The organism is Pararhizobium sp. LjRoot255, assembly GCF_964252905.1.
Taxonomy (GTDB): domain Bacteria; phylum Pseudomonadota; class Alphaproteobacteria; order Rhizobiales; family Rhizobiaceae; genus Pararhizobium.
The window spans coordinates 42,264-58,878 of record NZ_CAXUPQ020000003.1; the positions used below are offsets into that span (position 1 = coordinate 42,264).

Annotated in this window: 14 protein-coding genes; 13 read left to right on the forward strand and 1 reads right to left on the reverse strand. The window is 55.6% G+C overall.

Annotated features, from left to right (window positions below; all coding sequences use genetic code 11):
* The first annotated feature begins 5 nt into the window (after window positions 1-5).
* The 4 genes from ACSQ2W_RS25925 to ACSQ2W_RS25940 are packed head-to-tail and all read left to right on the forward strand — an operon-like array spanning window position 6 to window position 4,286.
* Window positions 6-1,523 carry a sugar ABC transporter ATP-binding protein gene (locus ACSQ2W_RS25925; RefSeq protein WP_436089045.1) on the forward strand — a complete coding sequence of 506 codons (1,518 nt, stop codon included), beginning with the start codon at window positions 6-8 and terminating at the stop codon, window positions 1,521-1,523.
* Window positions 1,524-1,549: 26 nt separating this feature from the next.
* Entirely contained in the window at window positions 1,550-2,530 is a 981-nt protein-coding gene (locus tag ACSQ2W_RS25930; protein WP_436089046.1) for an ABC transporter permease, read from the forward strand.
* Window positions 2,527-3,402, forward strand: a complete 876-nt coding sequence (locus tag ACSQ2W_RS25935; RefSeq protein ID WP_436089047.1) for a MurR/RpiR family transcriptional regulator — start codon at window positions 2,527-2,529, stop codon at window positions 3,400-3,402. Before ACSQ2W_RS25930 ends, ACSQ2W_RS25935 begins: the two co-directional genes overlap by 4 nt.
* Window positions 3,399-4,286 carry a PfkB family carbohydrate kinase gene (locus ACSQ2W_RS25940; RefSeq protein ID WP_436089048.1) on the forward strand — a complete coding sequence of 296 codons (888 nt, stop codon included), beginning with the start codon at window positions 3,399-3,401 and terminating at the stop codon, window positions 4,284-4,286. The genes ACSQ2W_RS25935 and ACSQ2W_RS25940 overlap by 4 nt, the downstream gene beginning before the upstream one ends.
* Before the next feature lie 518 nt (window positions 4,287-4,804).
* Here ACSQ2W_RS25940 and ACSQ2W_RS25945 read toward each other — a convergent pair.
* Window positions 4,805-6,283 carry a PLP-dependent aminotransferase family protein gene (locus ACSQ2W_RS25945; RefSeq protein WP_436089049.1) on the reverse strand — a complete coding sequence of 493 codons (1,479 nt, stop codon included), beginning with the start codon at window positions 6,281-6,283 and terminating at the stop codon, window positions 4,805-4,807.
* 337 nt (window positions 6,284-6,620) lie between these two features.
* On the opposite strand from ACSQ2W_RS25945, the gene ACSQ2W_RS25950 reads away from it, so the two are divergent.
* The 9 genes from ACSQ2W_RS25950 to ACSQ2W_RS25990 all read left to right on the forward strand — a co-directional run bounded on the left by ACSQ2W_RS25950 (window position 6,621) and on the right by ACSQ2W_RS25990 (window position 16,597).
* Window positions 6,621-7,559, forward strand: coding sequence for an aminotransferase class IV (locus ACSQ2W_RS25950; protein WP_436089050.1), 939 nt, complete (start codon window positions 6,621-6,623; stop codon window positions 7,557-7,559).
* A 111-nt stretch (window positions 7,560-7,670) separates the two neighbouring features.
* Window positions 7,671-8,786, forward strand: coding sequence for a mandelate racemase/muconate lactonizing enzyme family protein (locus tag ACSQ2W_RS25955; protein WP_436089051.1), 1,116 nt, complete (start codon window positions 7,671-7,673; stop codon window positions 8,784-8,786).
* 112 nt (window positions 8,787-8,898) lie between these two features.
* Window positions 8,899-9,813, forward strand: coding sequence for an acetamidase/formamidase family protein (locus ACSQ2W_RS25960; protein ID WP_436089052.1), 915 nt, complete (start codon window positions 8,899-8,901; stop codon window positions 9,811-9,813).
* Window positions 9,814-9,894: 81 nt separating this feature from the next.
* The gene (locus ACSQ2W_RS25965; RefSeq protein WP_436089053.1) at window positions 9,895-10,683 is read left to right on the forward strand and encodes an SDR family NAD(P)-dependent oxidoreductase; all 789 of its coding nucleotides are present in this window, start codon (window positions 9,895-9,897) and stop codon (window positions 10,681-10,683) included.
* Between the two features lie 149 nt (window positions 10,684-10,832).
* Window positions 10,833-11,552, forward strand: coding sequence for an ABC transporter ATP-binding protein (locus ACSQ2W_RS25970; RefSeq protein WP_436089054.1), 720 nt, complete (start codon window positions 10,833-10,835; stop codon window positions 11,550-11,552).
* A gap of 927 nt (window positions 11,553-12,479) precedes the next feature.
* The gene (locus ACSQ2W_RS25975) at window positions 12,480-13,688 is read left to right on the forward strand and encodes an ABC transporter substrate-binding protein (protein ID WP_436089055.1); all 1,209 of its coding nucleotides are present in this window, start codon (window positions 12,480-12,482) and stop codon (window positions 13,686-13,688) included.
* A gap of 147 nt (window positions 13,689-13,835) precedes the next feature.
* A complete protein-coding gene (locus ACSQ2W_RS25980) occupies window positions 13,836-14,591 on the forward strand; it encodes an ABC transporter ATP-binding protein (protein WP_436089135.1) in 756 nt (251 codons plus the stop codon).
* Window positions 14,592-14,600: 9 nt separating this feature from the next.
* Window positions 14,601-15,515 carry a branched-chain amino acid ABC transporter permease gene (locus ACSQ2W_RS25985; protein WP_436089056.1) on the forward strand — a complete coding sequence of 305 codons (915 nt, stop codon included), beginning with the start codon at window positions 14,601-14,603 and terminating at the stop codon, window positions 15,513-15,515.
* The gene (locus ACSQ2W_RS25990; RefSeq protein ID WP_436089057.1) at window positions 15,515-16,597 is read left to right on the forward strand and encodes a branched-chain amino acid ABC transporter permease; all 1,083 of its coding nucleotides are present in this window, start codon (window positions 15,515-15,517) and stop codon (window positions 16,595-16,597) included. Before ACSQ2W_RS25985 ends, ACSQ2W_RS25990 begins: the two co-directional genes overlap by 1 nt.
* The last annotated feature ends 18 nt before the right edge of the window (window positions 16,598-16,615 follow it).

Consider the following 16,615-nt stretch of genomic DNA (forward strand, 5'->3'; position numbering starts at 1 on the left):
ACGTAATGGCACCGAGACTGAGATTCGAAACGATATCGAAGAGCTTTCCCGGCGTGAACGCACTGTCCGACGTCTCCTTCGATGTCGCGCCCGGCGAAATCCATGGGCTCCTCGGTGAAAACGGCGCCGGAAAGTCCACACTGCTGCGCATTCTGTCCGGCGTCTTTCGTCCAACCTCCGGGGCTATGTTTGTCGACGGCGAAAATGTCTCCTTTCGCAAGCCGATGGATGCGCGTGGCGTCGGCATCGCCATGATCCACCAGGAACTGCAGCAGGTACCGCATCTGAGTGTCGCCCAGAACATGTTCCTCGGCCATCCGCTGACGACCGTGGGCGGGCTGTTCGTTTCGAGGCGCGAGCAGGAGCGGCGGGCTGCGGAAGCATTGTCGATGATCGAACCCGGCATCGATCCCGCCGCCCCGATCTCTTCGCTCAAGGTGGCGCAGCGTCAGATCGTCGAGATTGCCCGGGCATTGCTCGACCGCGCCAGAATCATCGCCATGGATGAACCGACATCCAGTCTGACGCCCAGTGAGTTCGAACGGCTGGCCGAGGTCATAACAAAGCTATCGGCCAGTGGCGTGGCGATTATCTATGTCTCGCACAAGATGGACGAAGTGTTCCGCATCTGCCAGCGCGCCAGTGTCATGCGCGACGGCAAGCTTGTCGGTGCAGTGGACGTACAGACGGCTTCCCATCAGGACGTCATCACAATGATGGTCGGCCGTGAGCTGATGCAGGAGCAGCATGTCTCACACGCCACCGCGACGGTGAAACTCGAGGCGCGGGGGCTCTCGTCGCTGACGAAAATCACGGACGCATCCTTCAAACTTCACCGTGGTGAGGTTCTTGGCATTGCCGGGCTCGTCGGATCCGGCCGGACGGAACTCCTGCGCCTTGTGGCAGGAGCCGACAGACTGACGGCAGGCACGATCGACATAGACGGCAAAACAGTCAACCTGCGCAATCCCCGTGACGCCATCTCCGCCGGCATTGGTCTCGTTCCTGAAGAGCGCAAGCGGGAGGGGATCATCCCCGTCCGCTCGGTCACCATCAACATGGCACTTGCCTCGCTCGGAAGCTTCTCCAAAGCCGGCATCCTTCAGAGCGGCAAGTTGCGCAACGCGGCTCAGGACCTGCTGCGCCGGGTCAATCTCAGGCCTTTCCAGTTGGACAGACCGATCCGGCTCTTCAGCGGTGGCAATCAGCAGAAAGCGATCATCGCCCGCTGGCTGGCAAGCAAATCGCAGGTTCTCCTGTTCGACGAGCCGACCCGCGGCATCGATGTCGGCGCCAAGGCGGAAATCTATCACCTGATCGAGGCGCTGGCCGCCGATGGGCATTCCATCGTGGTGGTCTCTTCCGAACTGCCGGAAGTCATCCGGCTTTCCGATCGCGTCCTTGTCATGCGGGACGGGCAGATTGCCGCGGAAATCGCACGCGCTGACCTCACCGAAAGTGCCATCGTGGCGCATGCCATTCCAGGTGCAAACACCGGACGCGCGCCAGCTCCGGCCGCGTAGGCGTGGACGACATAAAGGAACACGTTATGAGCAATTCACCGGCCGCCGCCGACACGAAACTTTCCCCCGCATTCGGCCGCTTCTCGTTTTCTTTGAGAGACGCCGGCACGCTGATCGGCCTCGTCGTCATCATGGCGGTGTTTGCGACATTGGTTCCCGGCTTCATATCCGAGCGCAACCTCGTCAATATCCTGCAGCAATCCAGCATCAACGCCTGTCTGGCGCTCGGCATGACGTTGGTGATCATATCGGGCGGTATCGACCTGTCCGTTGGGCCTACCGCCGCGATATCGGCGGTCATCACGGCGACCCTGCTTCTATCCGGAACTCCGGTTCCGCTTGCGATCCTGACGGGACTTGGGATCGGCATGGCCTGCGGTTTCATAAACGGAGTCCTGGTCGCCTATGTCGGTCTGCAGCCTTTCATCGTCACGCTCGGAACGTTGAGCACGTACCGCGCGCTCGCGCTGATCTATACGGGCGGCAATCCCGTTCTTGGCATCCCGGCGGGTTTTCGATCGCTCTTCAATGGAAACCTGGTGGGTATTCCGACACCTGTTCTGATCGTTGCCGTCGTGGCGCTGGCCGCCTGGATCCTGCTCAAGAAAACGCCGATCGGCGAGTATCTCCTGGCCGTCGGCGGTAACGAGGAAGCTGCCTACGTCGCCGGCGTCCCGATCGCCCGCACGAAAATCACGGCCTACGTCATCTCTGGCGGCCTCGCGGCCCTTGCTTCGCTCATCCTGATCGGGCGCCTGGGTGCTGCCGAACCAATCCTCGGCAACCTGTGGGAGCTCGATGCGATCGCCGCAGCGGCCATCGGCGGAGCCTCACTGATGGGCGGCAAGGGCAGTATTCTGGGAACGATCCTTGGCGCCATCATTCTCGGCACCATGCGCAATGGTCTCACGTTGATGAACGTCCAGGCCTTCTATCAACTGCTTGCAACCGGTCTTATAATCCTCGTCGCGATGATGATCGATCGCGCCACGAGGGGACGAGAATGAATACCGAAAACTTCGACACGAAGGCCGTCGGCCCTCGCATCCGCATGATGATGCCCTTGCTGACACCGCTCGAAGCAAAGGTTGTTGATACGGTTTTTGCGTTGCGCGACTTCGGCGACGACACGTCTCTGAAACAGATTGCAGACGATGCCGGTGTTTCGGAAGCCATGGTGGTGAAGATCACCAAGAAACTCGGCTTTGCCGGATACCGGGATTTCCGTGCGGCGGTCAGCCAGTATAACCGCCAGCCCACGGCCGAAATGCACCAGGAACTCTCGGTCGACGATACGTCGCAGGAGATCGTGCAAAAGGTCTTTCGCACCTCGATCAATGCCCTGGAAGAAACATTGTCGATACTCGACATGGAGGCGTTCGACAGGGCGGCGGATCTGATCCACCGGGCCAAAAACCGTGATTTCTATGGTGTGGGCGGCTCGGCCCAGATTGCGCGGGACGTATCGCACAAATTCTTGCGGATCGGCGTGCGCGCTAGCGTCTTCGATGACTCTCACATGATGTTGATGTCGGCGTCCTTGTTAGTGGACGGAGACATTGCAATCGGCTTTTCGCATTCGGGCAATACCACCGCGGTCATCGACGCTGTCCAGCTTGCCCGCCGGAACGGTGCTCGAACAATCGCCATCACTAACTACAACGCATCTCCATTGGCGCAGGCAGCTGACGTGGTGCTTTGTTCCACCGCGCAAGGTTCTCCCTTGATGGGGGAAAACGCAGCCGCGCGCATCGCGCAGCTCAACATCCTGGACGCAGTTTTCGTTGCCGTTGCTCAGCGTGACTATAAGGCTGCCGAACGCAATCTCGAGCGGACGATGTCCGCCGTCGCGTCCAAACGAAAAGATCGACTTCCATGACATTTGCACCCCTCGTCACTGTCTTTGGCAGCCTCCATTACGACATCGCCGTCATGGGACCGGCCCGGCCACGCAAGGGTGAAACAGTGACGGGGACCTCCTGGCACCCGAAAAGCGGCGGCAAGGGCGGCAACCAGGCTGTTTCGTCGGCTCGAACCGGTGTTGCGACGGCGATGATAGGGGCGGTCGCCGACGACGACTTTGGGCGGTTTCTTATTACAAATCTCGAGCGCAAGAATGTCGATCACACCTTCGTTCGGCGCAATTCATCACAATCCACCGGCATGAGTGTCGCGATCTTCGATGCTGAGGGAGACTACGGCGCCGTCATCGTCTCCGGAAGCAATCTCACCCTTGGCGAGGCCGATGTTGCTGCCGCCCATGATCTTCTGAAAAAGACAACGCTGCTCGTTCTGCAGAGCGAAATTCCCGACGCCGCCAACGTCGCGGCGGCACGGGCTGTAAAACGAGGCGGCGGCCGTGTGCTGATCAATGCTGCGCCGGCGCGTCCGCTATCGGCCGATCTTCAGCCGCTCATCGATATCCTCGTCGTCAACGCAATAGAAGCGGAAATGCTGGCAGGGGTTCCAGTCGTAGAAACACTCGCTGGCGCTCTGGAAGCTGCAAAGAGGCTTGCGAATGTCTTTCCCGAGGTCGTGGTGACCGCAGGTGGTGCCGGTGTCGCTTTTGCAGATCGCCAAGGGGATGAAATCCTTATTGAGGCCGTTAAGGTCTTTGTTGAAAGCACCCATGGCGCCGGTGACGAATTCATTGGCGTGCTGGCTGCAGAAATCGCATCTGGGAAAACGATGAACTCTGCTCTTCGGAAGGCAAATATCGACGCCGCGAAGCTGGTCAGTACCCCTGAAAAAGATCGTGTGTGACTGGAAAGCTTGAAGCAGGAGCGCTATCGGCGTTGATTGAGACCATATCTTCCAGAACAAGGGTTCTGGTTTCCTCATTCTTTTATCACATGAAACCGGTCGAGTTCGGCCGAACGACATAGCGAGCCAGCGGTTCGAGAACGTTCAAGACGGTCTTGCTTCGATTGCAGGGCGCCAAGCCCAACCTTGTATCATGACATCGGTGGCCGGTCGCGATTGTTGATGTAAACTTGCGCCAAATCGAAGTCCATCTGCATCGCCTCAGGGCGATCGCACACTGGAAGGACATGGCCGGCATTGCCGCCTGATCACTCCGAGCAGGCCTGATGTGCACTCGTCAGGATTAACCTGACATCACACTGGCGCTGGTGAGACGAGCCGCAGGCTTGGCCTGTGAACCGTTCTTTAAAAATCTTCTTAGGGTCAATTGGTGTTACTGTAATCCTCAACATACTGGCACGGCATCGTGAACCGGCCCCCCGCGGCAACCTTATCAAGTCTCAGATTTGCCTAAAGGTTTAGGCAGCGTGCTCTTTAATAAGTTCGGCAAGCAGCCCTAAGTGAACTTGCATGGCCCGTTCGTCGACCGCCGCGAATCCTAGCAGCAAGCCGCGAACGGGCTCGCGATAATAGTATCTCGAAAGCGGAATCACATTAAGTCGCAGATCATTAGCCTTGCTCGCGATTGCAACGTCGTCGGCTTGACGCTTAAATCGGAATGCGATCTGGATCCCGACGTCGGCTTCAAAAGGTTCCATCCACTCGCCTAAATATCTTTCGCCTAACCTCAGGAATGTCTCCCGTCGTTCGGAGTAAAGTCGTCGCGTGCGGCGCAGGTGACTTGCAAAATGTCCGTTCATGATGAAATCGCTAAGCGTGGCTTGGAGGGGTAAGCTTACCTGCTGGCCGCAATACAGCGCAGCTCTCTTGACTTGTTCGCAAATTGATTGTGGCACGACCATGAATCCGATCCGGATTGCGGGAAACAAGGTTTTGGCAAAAGTCCCTACGTAGATTGTGAGCCCAAAATTGTCATTTCCCTGCATCGCCGGAATCGATCTGCCAAACAAACGATACTCACTATCGAAGTCGTCCTCGATGATCCACGCGGCCTTGCGGTTGGCGATCTCAAGTAAGCGCAGCCGCTGTTCCACACGCATACTCAAACCAAGAGGATGCTGACAGGAAGGGGTGGTATAGATTAGACGAATGTTTCCTTCGGGTACTTCTTGAAGGCCCCAACCGCTTTCAGTGACATACAGCGGCTCGATATTAGCGCCGGCCGCGCTGAATACGAGCCGTGCGTTAACGTAACCTGGCTCCTCCATCCAAACGACATCTCCGTCCTCTAACAGAATGCGTGAAAGAAGATCGAGTCCCGCCTGCGCGCCATTGGTTACAACTACCTGCTGAGGCTCGCACACAACTCCTCGATAGGCTTGGACATACCTCGCAATGGCCTCTTGTAGGGGCGGGTAACCAAGGTCGTAGTTGTAGTTAAAGAGATCGACATTGGGATGCAGCAAATGCTTTCCAAACAGCCTGTTCCATGTCTTGAACGGGAAGACCGAAACATCTGGCGTACTTGGGCGTAACGCGGATCGATCGGCACTGAAATCCATTCTCGTTTCTAAATCAAACGCGGATGCGAATCGAGATACGTGCCCGGTTGCCTTCGATAGGTCCTGCCGCGTCGCCAACGAGCTAGGAGGCGGAATGTTAGCAACATAGGTTTTCGCCCCTTGTCGCGTTTCGACATATCCTTCGCTATTCAACTGCTCGTAGGCCCGCACAACAGTATTCCGCGAGACCAAAATGTTTCGTGAAAGCTCCCTTGAAGACGGCAGCTTGAGCCCCGGTGTCAGCACCCCTCGCAAAATTAGATCTCGTAAGGCCCTGTAAATCTGTTGCTGAATTGGTTCGCGACTGGTCCGGTCGATTGAAAACGCATCGACCGGCAGTCGGACCGCATGAGAACTGGACCTTCTATTTCGCAAAAAACTGGACCTTTCGCGTATCCAATCATGGAACTAGCTTATCTCGGGAGGAGCCGGCTAGGTGCGGGCGCTTCAACAATTCTACTATGTCACATGGAGAATAATTTTGTCAAACACGAATATATTGCATTATGGATGTGTATTATAGCGAATAAATTCGCTAATAGCGCCTATTCAAAGTTCACGCATAAATAACTCGATCCAAGAATACATAAATGTCGGAGAACAAAACCACTGTATTCTGAGGTGGTATGAAGAAATGCCTTTGAAATAAGGCGTAGTTATTACCAAGCGCCTAAGGGTGCGACGGTGAAGTTCAATAAGAGAGGATGGAACTATGGTCAGTGCCGACTACCGCGATGCACCCGCAAAGGGGGAAGTCAGTCAATGGTCTGCGGGTGCGGCTTATCTCGATGGTAAGTTCATGCCAATTGCCGAGGCGCGTGTCCCAGTGACTGATTGGGCTTACCGCCGGTCGGACGTCGTTTATGATGTCGTCAGCGTATGGGATGGCGTCTTTTTTCGACTTGATGATCACATAGCGCGATTTCGTCGCTCGATTGAGCGTTACCGGTTTACGCCAAAGGAAACCGATGATGAGATCCGGGAAATCCTACACAAGCTGATGGCATTGTCGGAGTTGCGTAGTGCATATGTCGCAATGGACTGCCTGCGTGGCCAGGCGGGGCACGGCGTCCGGCATCCGGCCAAGGCCCGAAACTATCTTGCCTGCTACGCGGCGCCGTTCTCAACACTCGTTCCCGCCGAAAAGATCGAGCGGGGCATGCATATGATGATCTCGTCCACGCCTCGCATCCCGCATGAGTGCGTCGATGCGACAGCCAAGAATTTTCATTGGGGCGACATGAACATCTCAATGTTCGAGGCAGAAGAGAAGGGCGCGGATTTTCCGGTTCTGCTTGACCTTAACGGGAATGTCACTGAGGGGCCTGGCTTTAACGTGTTTATGGTTGTCGATGGAGTGGTCGCAACGCCTGACTACAATATGCTCGAGGGCATTAGTCGCCAATCGGTGCTGGAGCTTTGCGGGGATCTTGGCATCAAGGTTGAGGCTCGCAAGATCTCAGCCCAGGAGTTTCGCGATGCTGACGAGATCTTTGTAACCTCGACAGCAGGCGGCGTGATCGGTGCAAGCCGGATAGATGGCAGGATCATGAACAATGACCGGCCGGGTCCGATTAGCGAGAAGTTGCGCGAGACGTATTGGAACAAGCGCAAGAGTGGCTGGCATGGCGAGCCTGTCAGATACGATTAAGGCCAGAGCCGCGCAAGCGCTGGGCGTAAAACTGAATATAGCCGCAGGGTCTTCCGGTCGTTTTTCGCCGATTGCCCCGCGGCCAGAATCCAGATTGTGGGGCAGGACCGAATGACGACGGGCGGCATCAGGATCAACCGAGTGGAACTCGCCCTTTGTAGGCTTCCCCTCAAAAAACCCGTCCTTCTCGGCTCGGTTCGGGTCGAAACCCGCGATTACGTCTGCTTGCGAGTCGTGACGAACACGGGGTTGGAAGGTTTTTCAATAGGTTACCGGAGCGGTAGCAACCTGTTCGAGGCGCTGCAGATGATTGCACCGCGCCTGATCGGGCGAGATGCCCTGATGCGACAGGCTTTCAATTTGGAGTTCGAGGCAGGTCACATACCTGCAAGAGCAGGCTACGTCAGAGCTCTCAGCCTTATCGATGTGGCCCTCTGGGACATTACGGCAAAAGCTGCCGGCGTTCCCTTATATATCTTGTTGGGTGGTGTGCGTACCGAGGTGCCGGCCATGCCCGTCGTCGGCTTTTCCTATGCAGAGCGTGCGATAGCGGAGATCGAAGATGAGATTGAACGTCATTGCGGGGATGGCGAGACCCTATTGAAGGTGATGATAAAGGGCCCGGATGTCGGAGGGAATACTAGATTTGTTCAGGCCCTCGCCTCCAAGTTCGCCGACAAGGTCAATCTGGCCGTAGATGCTCACTGGTCCTGGCGGTCGATATCGGAAGCGCTGGAAACGTGCAGACGGATTGATGACTTCAATCTGGCTTTTATCGAGGATCCGTTTCTTCCGCAGCAGTGGCGTCTAGCTGGTGAACTGCGTTCGAAGCTGAAAACACCGGTTGCCGTGGGCGAGGATGTCCTTGATCCTTATGGTTTCCTTGATCTTGTCCAAAATGTTGATGTCCTGCGCGTGGATGCAACAGGAAGCGGAGGTGTTATGGCAGCAATGAATGCTATAGCACTTGCTGCTGCTCATGGAAGGCGGGTTCTTCCTCATGTATTCCCCTATCTACATCTTCACATTGCGTGTGCGCAAAGCACGGTCATGGCTGTGGAATACATCCCCGAACACACGGGCACCGATCCCGTCAGAAAACTTCTGACAGAGTTTCCGACCATAAAGCGTGGAAAGTTCCAGGTGTCGGACCAGCCAGGGGCGGGCTGCGAGCTACAGTGGGCGCGGGTGTGCGAATACGCGGAGGCAGCTCGTGGATTCGAATGAGGGAACCGACCGGCGCAAACGTCTTCAATTGGACACTGGCATTTGTACGCTGCCTAATCGGAGTTGAATGGCTCTCGAAGACGCCCTGCACTTTTTTTGATGGAGAATGATGATGACGACGAAGGTGATCAAGAAAGAAAACCTAAAATATCAAATGACTACAGCGGACGACTTCGTCGACCAGATATCTCCCGGTGAAGACGTTACGATTGAGTGCGAGATCGCTTACAATGGCGGACTTGTTACGTCGCTTGATGCTAAGTTGAGTCTTGATGACTTCCGCTATCCTTTCTTCAATCCCCTAACCGGTCCGATCGAAGTCAAAGGAGCCAAAGCCGGTCAGATGATCGGCGTGCGGATCAAGTCCATGGAGTTGGACGAGATTGGGCTAACGGGATTAATGCCCCACAGTGGATTGTTCCAAGAGTGGATTTTTAATCGTGAAAGAGACTTCTCGAGATTTAAGCCGGTTCGGATCGCAGATGGCCTCATTCACTGGGACGAGAAAAGAACGCTCCCCGTGGCGCCGATGGCCGGCGTTATCGGCGTCGCCCCAGCCTACGGTAGCATTTTGAGTCTCGATAATGGGGAACACGGTGGCAACATCGACGTGCAAGAGATGGGACCGGGATGCACGGTATATCTTCCCGTTAATGCGGATGGCGCCTATTTTTACATCGGGGACTGCCATGCCCGGCAGGGAGACGGCGAAGTCTGCGGCGTTGGCGCCATCGACGTTGGTGCACGCATCACCTTGGCAATCGACATCAAGGATCGACCGACGCGAATGACATGGCCTCGGTTTGAAGACGAAACACATATCGGCACGGTCGGTTTGGGACGACCGCTCGAAGATGCGATGCGGGTTGCTTACCGCGAGATGATTTACTGGCTTGCCGATGAGTACGGGTTCTCAGAACCGGATGCCTACATGCTGCTATCGTCGATCGCGGAAGGCCGTGCAACTCAGATCATGAATCCGAAGTCCACATATGTGTGCAAGGTAAGGAAGGATTTTATCAGTTGAGGCAATACCCAAGCTGATCCGTGCTTACCGGGTGAAAGAGTAAGCACGGGCTAAATTAAAAAATGGTCAGGGAGGCGCAACGTGAAAATAGATCTTTCCGGCAAGACAGCCGTCATAACTGGGTCGACCGCAGGCATCGGCCTTGCAATCGCAAAAGGCCTTGCCGCAAGCGGCGCCAATGTCGTTGTCAACGGCCGCAGCCAGCAGGCGGTCGATAGGGCGGTGGCTGCGATAGATGACGAACAGCCGATCGGGTTTGTTGCAGGTTTTGCCGGAGATCTCGGATCCGCGGAGGGATGCGCCGCACTTGTCGACGCTTATCCGGCCTGCGACATCCTGATTAACAATTTGGGCATCTATGGGCCTCAAGATTTCTTCGAGGCTCCCGACATGTTGTGGGAACGGCTCTTCGAAGTGAACGTCCTTTCCGGTGTGCGGCTTTCAAGAGCCTACCTTCCTGGTATGCAGAAGAAGGGCTGGGGCAGGGCCGTATTCATTTCATCTGAATCGGCTCTCAATGTTCCTGCGGATTCCATTCACTATGCCTTTACGAAAACGGGGATTTTATCCGTGGCGCGCGGGCTAGCCAAACGCATGGCTGGCACCGGAGTTACCGTGAATTCAGTTCTACCGGGCCCGACGGTATCCGAGGGTGTGGCCGCCATGCTCGGCGCCGACGAGAATTCTGAAAAATCCGTCGAGGCACTGACAACCGATTTCGTGCTGAAGAGCCGGCCGTCTTCAATTATCCGCCGCGCCGCCACGGGCGAGGAAGTGGCCAACATGGTGGTATATGCCTGCTCAATACAGGCCTCAGCCACGACCGGGGCTTCACTGCGTGTGGAAGGTGGGATCGTAGACTACCTGTAGCACCCGCCTTGGTTCAGAACCGGATGCAATATGATCGGTCGAATGACCGTTTGAGTTCGCCGCCGCCTATGGAGGAGGCGAACCGTGATACGATTGGCATTTCAATGCGGATGCTGATCGGAGCCTCGTATAGTTGATTGGAGAGTCACATGCTTGAAGTCCAGCAGATCGTCGCGGGGTACGGCCGTCTTACAGCACTTAAAGGAATAGACATAACTGTCCGCAAAGGTGAAATTGTCTTTGTGGTCGGCCCTAATGGCGCTGGTAAATCCACGCTTTTGAAGGCAGTTTCCGGTCTCATTTCCCCCACCTCGGGTGATATCTCCTTTCTCGGCAAGAGCGTAGTTGGGAATTCACCCGAGCATATCTGCCGGAGCGGTCTGGCTCTCATCCCCGAGGGCAGGCATATATTTAAGACGCTCACCGTGCAGGAAAACCTGCTTGTCGGTTCGCTGGTGAGGAGAAATTCCTCCGAAGTGAGGGCAGATATGGAGCTGGTGCTTGATACCTTTCCAATTTTGCGAGACCGTCTAAACGGCATTGCCGGTCATCTTTCAGGGGGAGAACAGCAACAACTGGCTATCGCCCGGGCCATTCTGCAGCGTCCATCCCTCCTCATGATTGACGAGCCCTCCCTTGGGCTCGCCCCACTGGTAATAGACCAGGTCTACGAGAGCTTGCGCCATTTGAATAAAAATGGATTGACGCTTCTCATCGTAGAGCAGTCCACCCGAAGAATGATGGAACTCGCCAACCGAATATACGTGGTGCGAAACGGAAACGTGGTACTGGAAGCCACGCCGGACAATCTGTTGGACGAGCGCGACTTGGATGCTGCATACTTTGGTTTCGCTTCTCAGCCGGCATAACAAAGGTTTGGTGTTGGCCCGATAAAGGTCCTCAGGAGATTTCCTTGAGGGCCGCAAGACCATTAGAGGTACGGCGACGCGTGCACGCAAAAAGAGTGAGCTTGACGTCAGCTTTGCGAAGGGCTCGATAACCTCCCCGATACAGTCGCCATCAGCGGCCTTTGTCCGCCACAACCGTCCGATCTGGCGATTTTGCAGAAATGCGATTGCGCTTCTCCGACGCATGGGCTTTGAAATACAGTCTTCACTACAGGCAAGCGACAACAGGAACGCTTGGAGTTCCGCGCCCCGGCGAACTTGCCCAAGTGAGCGCCGGTTTGCTGATTGCTAATCCAAGCCCCGACCGTTTTGGTCTCCTGCACCAGCGATGAAGGAGTAAAGCATGCAATTGGCATGGCTCGCTTCTGTTGGTGCAATCGCGTACCAAACAGATTATGGCCTATGCTTTTACCGAGCGGCGGCTGCGCCAGAGTTGGCAGATTTTTAAGTCAGCGGGCCGGCTGCGACAAATGCGTGCGTGCCTTAACTGGTCCTTTCGTTTTCATGGATTTTGGACCTTTCGTCTGCCAGATATCGCTATATCATCTCCTAAAACAACCCGAGTTTATATACGAACCAGGGCAAAAGAGGGTGAACTAGGAATGGCGAGACTTGGATCGACGGGTATCCCAGACTTCGAGCCACACGGCGGTCGCTGATATTCCGCCACAAGTGGTGTTTCGACACCCTCGCCGAAGGGTATCCGCGCTGGACGTGCCATTCTTGCGGCCGTTTTCGGTAGCGATCATCTGAAACTTGTCGATGGTTACATCGCAATCATTTTGTGATGCCGAAAGCGGCGTCGCTACAGAGGTTACGTGTTGCGCAAATTTTTGCGTCACACGCGGCAATTTCAAACCTTGAGAACAGAAAATGAGGGGTTCGACAATGAAAATGACGATGCGACATGTTGTGCGTTTGAGCGTAAGTGGTCTTGCCATTGCGCTTGCGGGATTGACCTCGGTTGCGAAGGCTGAGGAGCCCATTAAGATCGGGTTTGCAGCTGCGCTTTCGGGATGGCTGGCCGCCTATGACGAAGAACCGCACAAAGCGGCGGTTCTTGCAATTGAGGAGATCAACAAGGCTGGCGGGTTGTTGGGTCGCCAGATTGAATTCAACGTGATCGATACAAAGACCGACCCAACCGTTGCCGCCACCGCGGCGGCTTCTCTGATTGACTGGGGCGCTAACGTACTTATTGTCCCCCCGGACTACGATATGGGATCCCCCGCCGCTCTGGTCGCGCAGAACGCAGGTACCATCGCCATCTCGACTGGTGCAAGCGACCCCAAGATGGGCGCGCAGGGCGTTGGCCAATATGTGTTCACGGCGCATACCGCCGGGCAGGCCGCGGGGATCGTCATGGCCGAATACGGCTTCAAGAAACTGGGCATGAAGACCGCCTACTTGCTTGAGGACGTTTCCATGGAGGCCACGAAGTCGTCATGCGCGGGCTTCGTCGCCGCCTGGAATGCCGCTGGCGGTTCACTCTTGGGAAGAGACACTTTCCAAAAAGAAGACCCGTCGGTCGCGGCGCAGATAACCCGTATCAAAGGACTGCCGGCAGCGCCCGACTTCATCTTTATGTGCAGTTCACTGCCTGAAGGCCCCTCTGCGGTTCGGCAGATTAGAGCTGCAGGAATTGACGTTCCGATTTTGTCGGATACGGGCATGAGCGGCAATTTCTGGCTGACTGGGGTTCCCGGACTAAAGGACTTTTACGTGCCCACTCTGATGTCGATCAATGGAGGTGACCCGCGTCCGGAAATCAACACCTTCCTTGAAAAGTATAAGGCACGCTGGGGGGCATTGCCCGCTACCGAGTTCTCGGTTCTGGGATACTGCGCAATAGAGCAGTGGGCGCGGGCAGTGAACAAGGCGCAATCCGTTGAATCGGACGCGGTCCTTGGAGAGATGAACCGGTTTCGGGACGAGCCCATCACTTGTGGACCCACCTCTTACACGGATCAGATCCACATTCAGGTCAATCGTCCTCAACTCATCATGAAGGTAGAGGACGGGGCCTTTCGTCCCCAGGAATTGTACCGGAACGAGTTCGTACCGGACCTGAAACTGCTTCTTAGAAGCGGCCAGTGACATGTAGTTGGCAAAAGCGCCGTGCGCAGCAACTTGTTGCGTGCGGCACCCCGGCGGTCATGCTGTCGGGTTGGGAAATCGCGGCATCTACGCGACCAAGTATATGTAATTATTACTCTTATGAACTTCGGAGATTGTTATAACGCTATGACAAGGTCTCGTAAGGAAAAGCTTGAGGCGAAAGACATACACGTCGCATTCGGCGGGGTTCGAGCGCTTAGTGGCGTTAATCTTACCCTTCATGCGGGTGATATTCTTGGGTTGATCGGCCCAAATGGCGCAGGCAAGACCACAATGGTCAACGTCTTGACAGGATTTCAAAAACCAAGCCCCGGCACGGTCATTGTCGACGGAGAGGACATCTCGGCATTGTCGGCGCGAAAGGTCGCACAGTTCGGTATTGGACGGAGCTTTCAGTCGGCACGGCTTTTCCGCGGGCTTACGGTTGCGGAAAATCTGGTCGCGGCGGGTCTTGGTGTTGGCTTGTCGCGTAAAGGTGCCGCCGCGCAGGCACAAGAAATACTGAGCTGGATCGGTTATCGCCAAGGCCTCGACCGCGGGTGCGACTCTCTGCCCTATAGTGATGAACGTCGAATAAGCATCGCTCGGGCGCTCGCGTTGCAGCCCTCTTTCGTGCTCCTCGATGAACCAGCCTCCGGCATGAATGATCAGGAGTGTGAACAGCTTATGGAGACGATCGTCAATATTCCCCAGCGCTTCGGGTGCGGCGTCATGCTGATCGAACACAACATGCAGGTAATCATGGGCGTATGTCATAGGATTCATGTGCTTGACGGCGGAAAAAGCCTTGCTGAAGGCTCGCCGGAGGAGATCCGGAAAGATCCAAATGTCTTACGCGCATACCTTGGAACCGAGGCGTCGAAAAAAGATGCAATTATTTAGGGGTTTACCGTGAGCAATTTTGTGCAAGTACTGATTGATGCTATCGCTCTTGGGAGCCTATACGCTCTTGTCGCGCTTGCGATCGGCCTGGTTTTCGGCGTGATGCGGCTTATTAATTTCGCCCAAGCTGACTACATTGTTGTGGGCGCTTATTCGCTCGTCATACCGACGACGTCCGCAGTGCCGGCTATGTTGTTTGGTGCGCTGCCGGCAGTGGCGATGATATTCTGTGTTACTTTCACAGTGACGGTACTTGCCTTGATGACCGAGCGGCTCGCGTTTCGCCCGTTGCGAAATACCGATACAACTACGCTGCTTATTTCTTCATTCGCGGTGAGCTATTTTCTGCAAAGTCTTATCGTGATGTTTCATGGTGGGCGCCCCAAAACCGTCAGTATCGGTGAAGGACTTACCAGCGCGGTGGAGATCTTCGGTATCCGCATTCCAGGCGTACAGCTGGTAACCATGGGGGTCGCGCTAACGCTCCTCGTCGCGCTGGTTCTGTTTCTCAAGAAGACGCCGCTTGGCGTGCAACTCCGTGCTGCCGCGGAGAATTTCCAGATGGCACGTTTGCTTGGCGTGCCAGCCAATCGCGTAATCGCCATCGCCTTTGCCATCAGTGGCGTTCTGGGCGGCACCATCTCTCTGCTTTTCGTGATTCAGACCGGCACCTTGGATATCCGGATGGGTCTAATGCCCACCGTCTATGCGTTTTTTGCGACCGTGATTGGAGGCATAGGATCTCTGCCTGGTGCTGTGCTCGGGGGCTACGTCGTCGGGATCGTCAGCGTTCTTTTGCAGGCATACTTGCCGGAGGAGATTCGTGCGTTTCGTGATGCCGGTGTGTTCACGTTGGTCATCTTGATACTTCTCGTTCGGCCCCAAGGCTTGATCGTGACAAGCGCTTCTAAGGAAAGAGTCTGATGCGTCCTGTTCAACTAATCCAACGCTTCTACCCGGTTCTGGTGCTAATAATACCTTTGGTGATCGGGGTATTTCTCATCACGACGTTTGGCTCGCCCGGCACACAGCGCGTGACGACCGAGTCCCTCATACGCCTCGTATTCGCCGTTGGACTATACATCTTTGCCGGTAACTCTGGCATCGTGTCCTTTGGACACATGGCATTTTGTGCGATCGCGGCCTATGCAACCGCGTGGCAGACATGTTGCGCTTTGATGAAACCGATCACGATGTCGGGCTTGCCAGCCTTTGTCCGGGACAACACGCTCCCGCTTCTTCCAGCAGCAATGACGTCCATTGGCCTCGCCGGTGGGGTCGCGTTCGTATCGGGTTTGGTACTGATGAGGCTGTCCAGCCTTAGTGCATCGATCTCTACGCTTGCCCTCTTGTTCATTCTCAACGTCATCTACTCCAATTGGGTCAGCGTCACGATGGGTAACTCCACAATTGTAGGATTGCCGGTTTACGTTTCAACCTGGGGTGCTCTTTCGGCTGCTCTCCTGGTCATTGTGATTGCCTATCTTTTTCAGAGGTCGCGCTGGGGCCTGATGCTGAGAGCCACGCGTGAGGATGAGGTTGCCGCAGCAGCCTCGGGCTTGTCGCTCTACTGGACTCGCCTTGGCGCTTTTACATTGTCCGGATTCGTCGCTGGACTGGCCGGTGTTCTGTTCGCGCACTTCACCGGTACTGTTTCAGTCAGTACATTCTTCCTCAGTCATACCTTCCTAATCGTGGCGATGCTCGTGGTCGGCGGGATGAGAAGCCTCGCCGGTGCTGTGGTCGGTGTTACGGTCATAAGCGTCTTGACCGACCTATTTCGACGCGCTGAGGCGGGTTTCGCCATCGGGCCTCTAGATATCGCGATCCCTCCTGGATCTCAGGAGTTGATACTAGCAACGCTCATGCTCTTGATCCTGATGTTTCGAAAAGATGGCATCATGGCAGGCCGTGAGTTCAAATGGCCGGGGCGTGTGAAGGAAGACGGCGTTCGTGAGTCGCGCGTCACGCCGACGCAAGACTCAGCGCAAAATCTTTCCGTTTGACCTTCTCCGTCATAACCC

What these genes read in the sequence shown, in the direction of transcription:
- ACSQ2W_RS25990 (WP_436089057.1), top strand. Translation starts at nt 15,515, where the DNA reads ATGCGTCCTGTTCAACTAATCCAACGCTTCTACCCGGTTCTGGTGCTA.
- ACSQ2W_RS25935 (WP_436089047.1), top strand. Translation starts at nt 2,527, where the DNA reads ATGAATACCGAAAACTTCGACACGAAGGCCGTCGGCCCTCGCATCCGC.
- ACSQ2W_RS25925 (WP_436089045.1), top strand. Translation starts at nt 6, where the DNA reads ATGGCACCGAGACTGAGATTCGAAACGATATCGAAGAGCTTTCCCGGC.
- ACSQ2W_RS25970 (WP_436089054.1), top strand. Translation starts at nt 10,833, where the DNA reads ATGCTTGAAGTCCAGCAGATCGTCGCGGGGTACGGCCGTCTTACAGCA.
- ACSQ2W_RS25950 (WP_436089050.1), top strand. Translation starts at nt 6,621, where the DNA reads ATGGTCAGTGCCGACTACCGCGATGCACCCGCAAAGGGGGAAGTCAGT.
- ACSQ2W_RS25960 (WP_436089052.1), top strand. Translation starts at nt 8,899, where the DNA reads ATGACGACGAAGGTGATCAAGAAAGAAAACCTAAAATATCAAATGACT.
- ACSQ2W_RS25975 (WP_436089055.1), top strand. Translation starts at nt 12,480, where the DNA reads ATGAAAATGACGATGCGACATGTTGTGCGTTTGAGCGTAAGTGGTCTT.
- ACSQ2W_RS25940 (WP_436089048.1), top strand. Translation starts at nt 3,399, where the DNA reads ATGACATTTGCACCCCTCGTCACTGTCTTTGGCAGCCTCCATTACGAC.
- ACSQ2W_RS25980 (WP_436089135.1), top strand. Translation starts at nt 13,836, where the DNA reads ATGACAAGGTCTCGTAAGGAAAAGCTTGAGGCGAAAGACATACACGTC.
- ACSQ2W_RS25930 (WP_436089046.1), top strand. Translation starts at nt 1,550, where the DNA reads ATGAGCAATTCACCGGCCGCCGCCGACACGAAACTTTCCCCCGCATTC.
- ACSQ2W_RS25955 (WP_436089051.1), top strand. Translation starts at nt 7,671, where the DNA reads ATGACGACGGGCGGCATCAGGATCAACCGAGTGGAACTCGCCCTTTGT.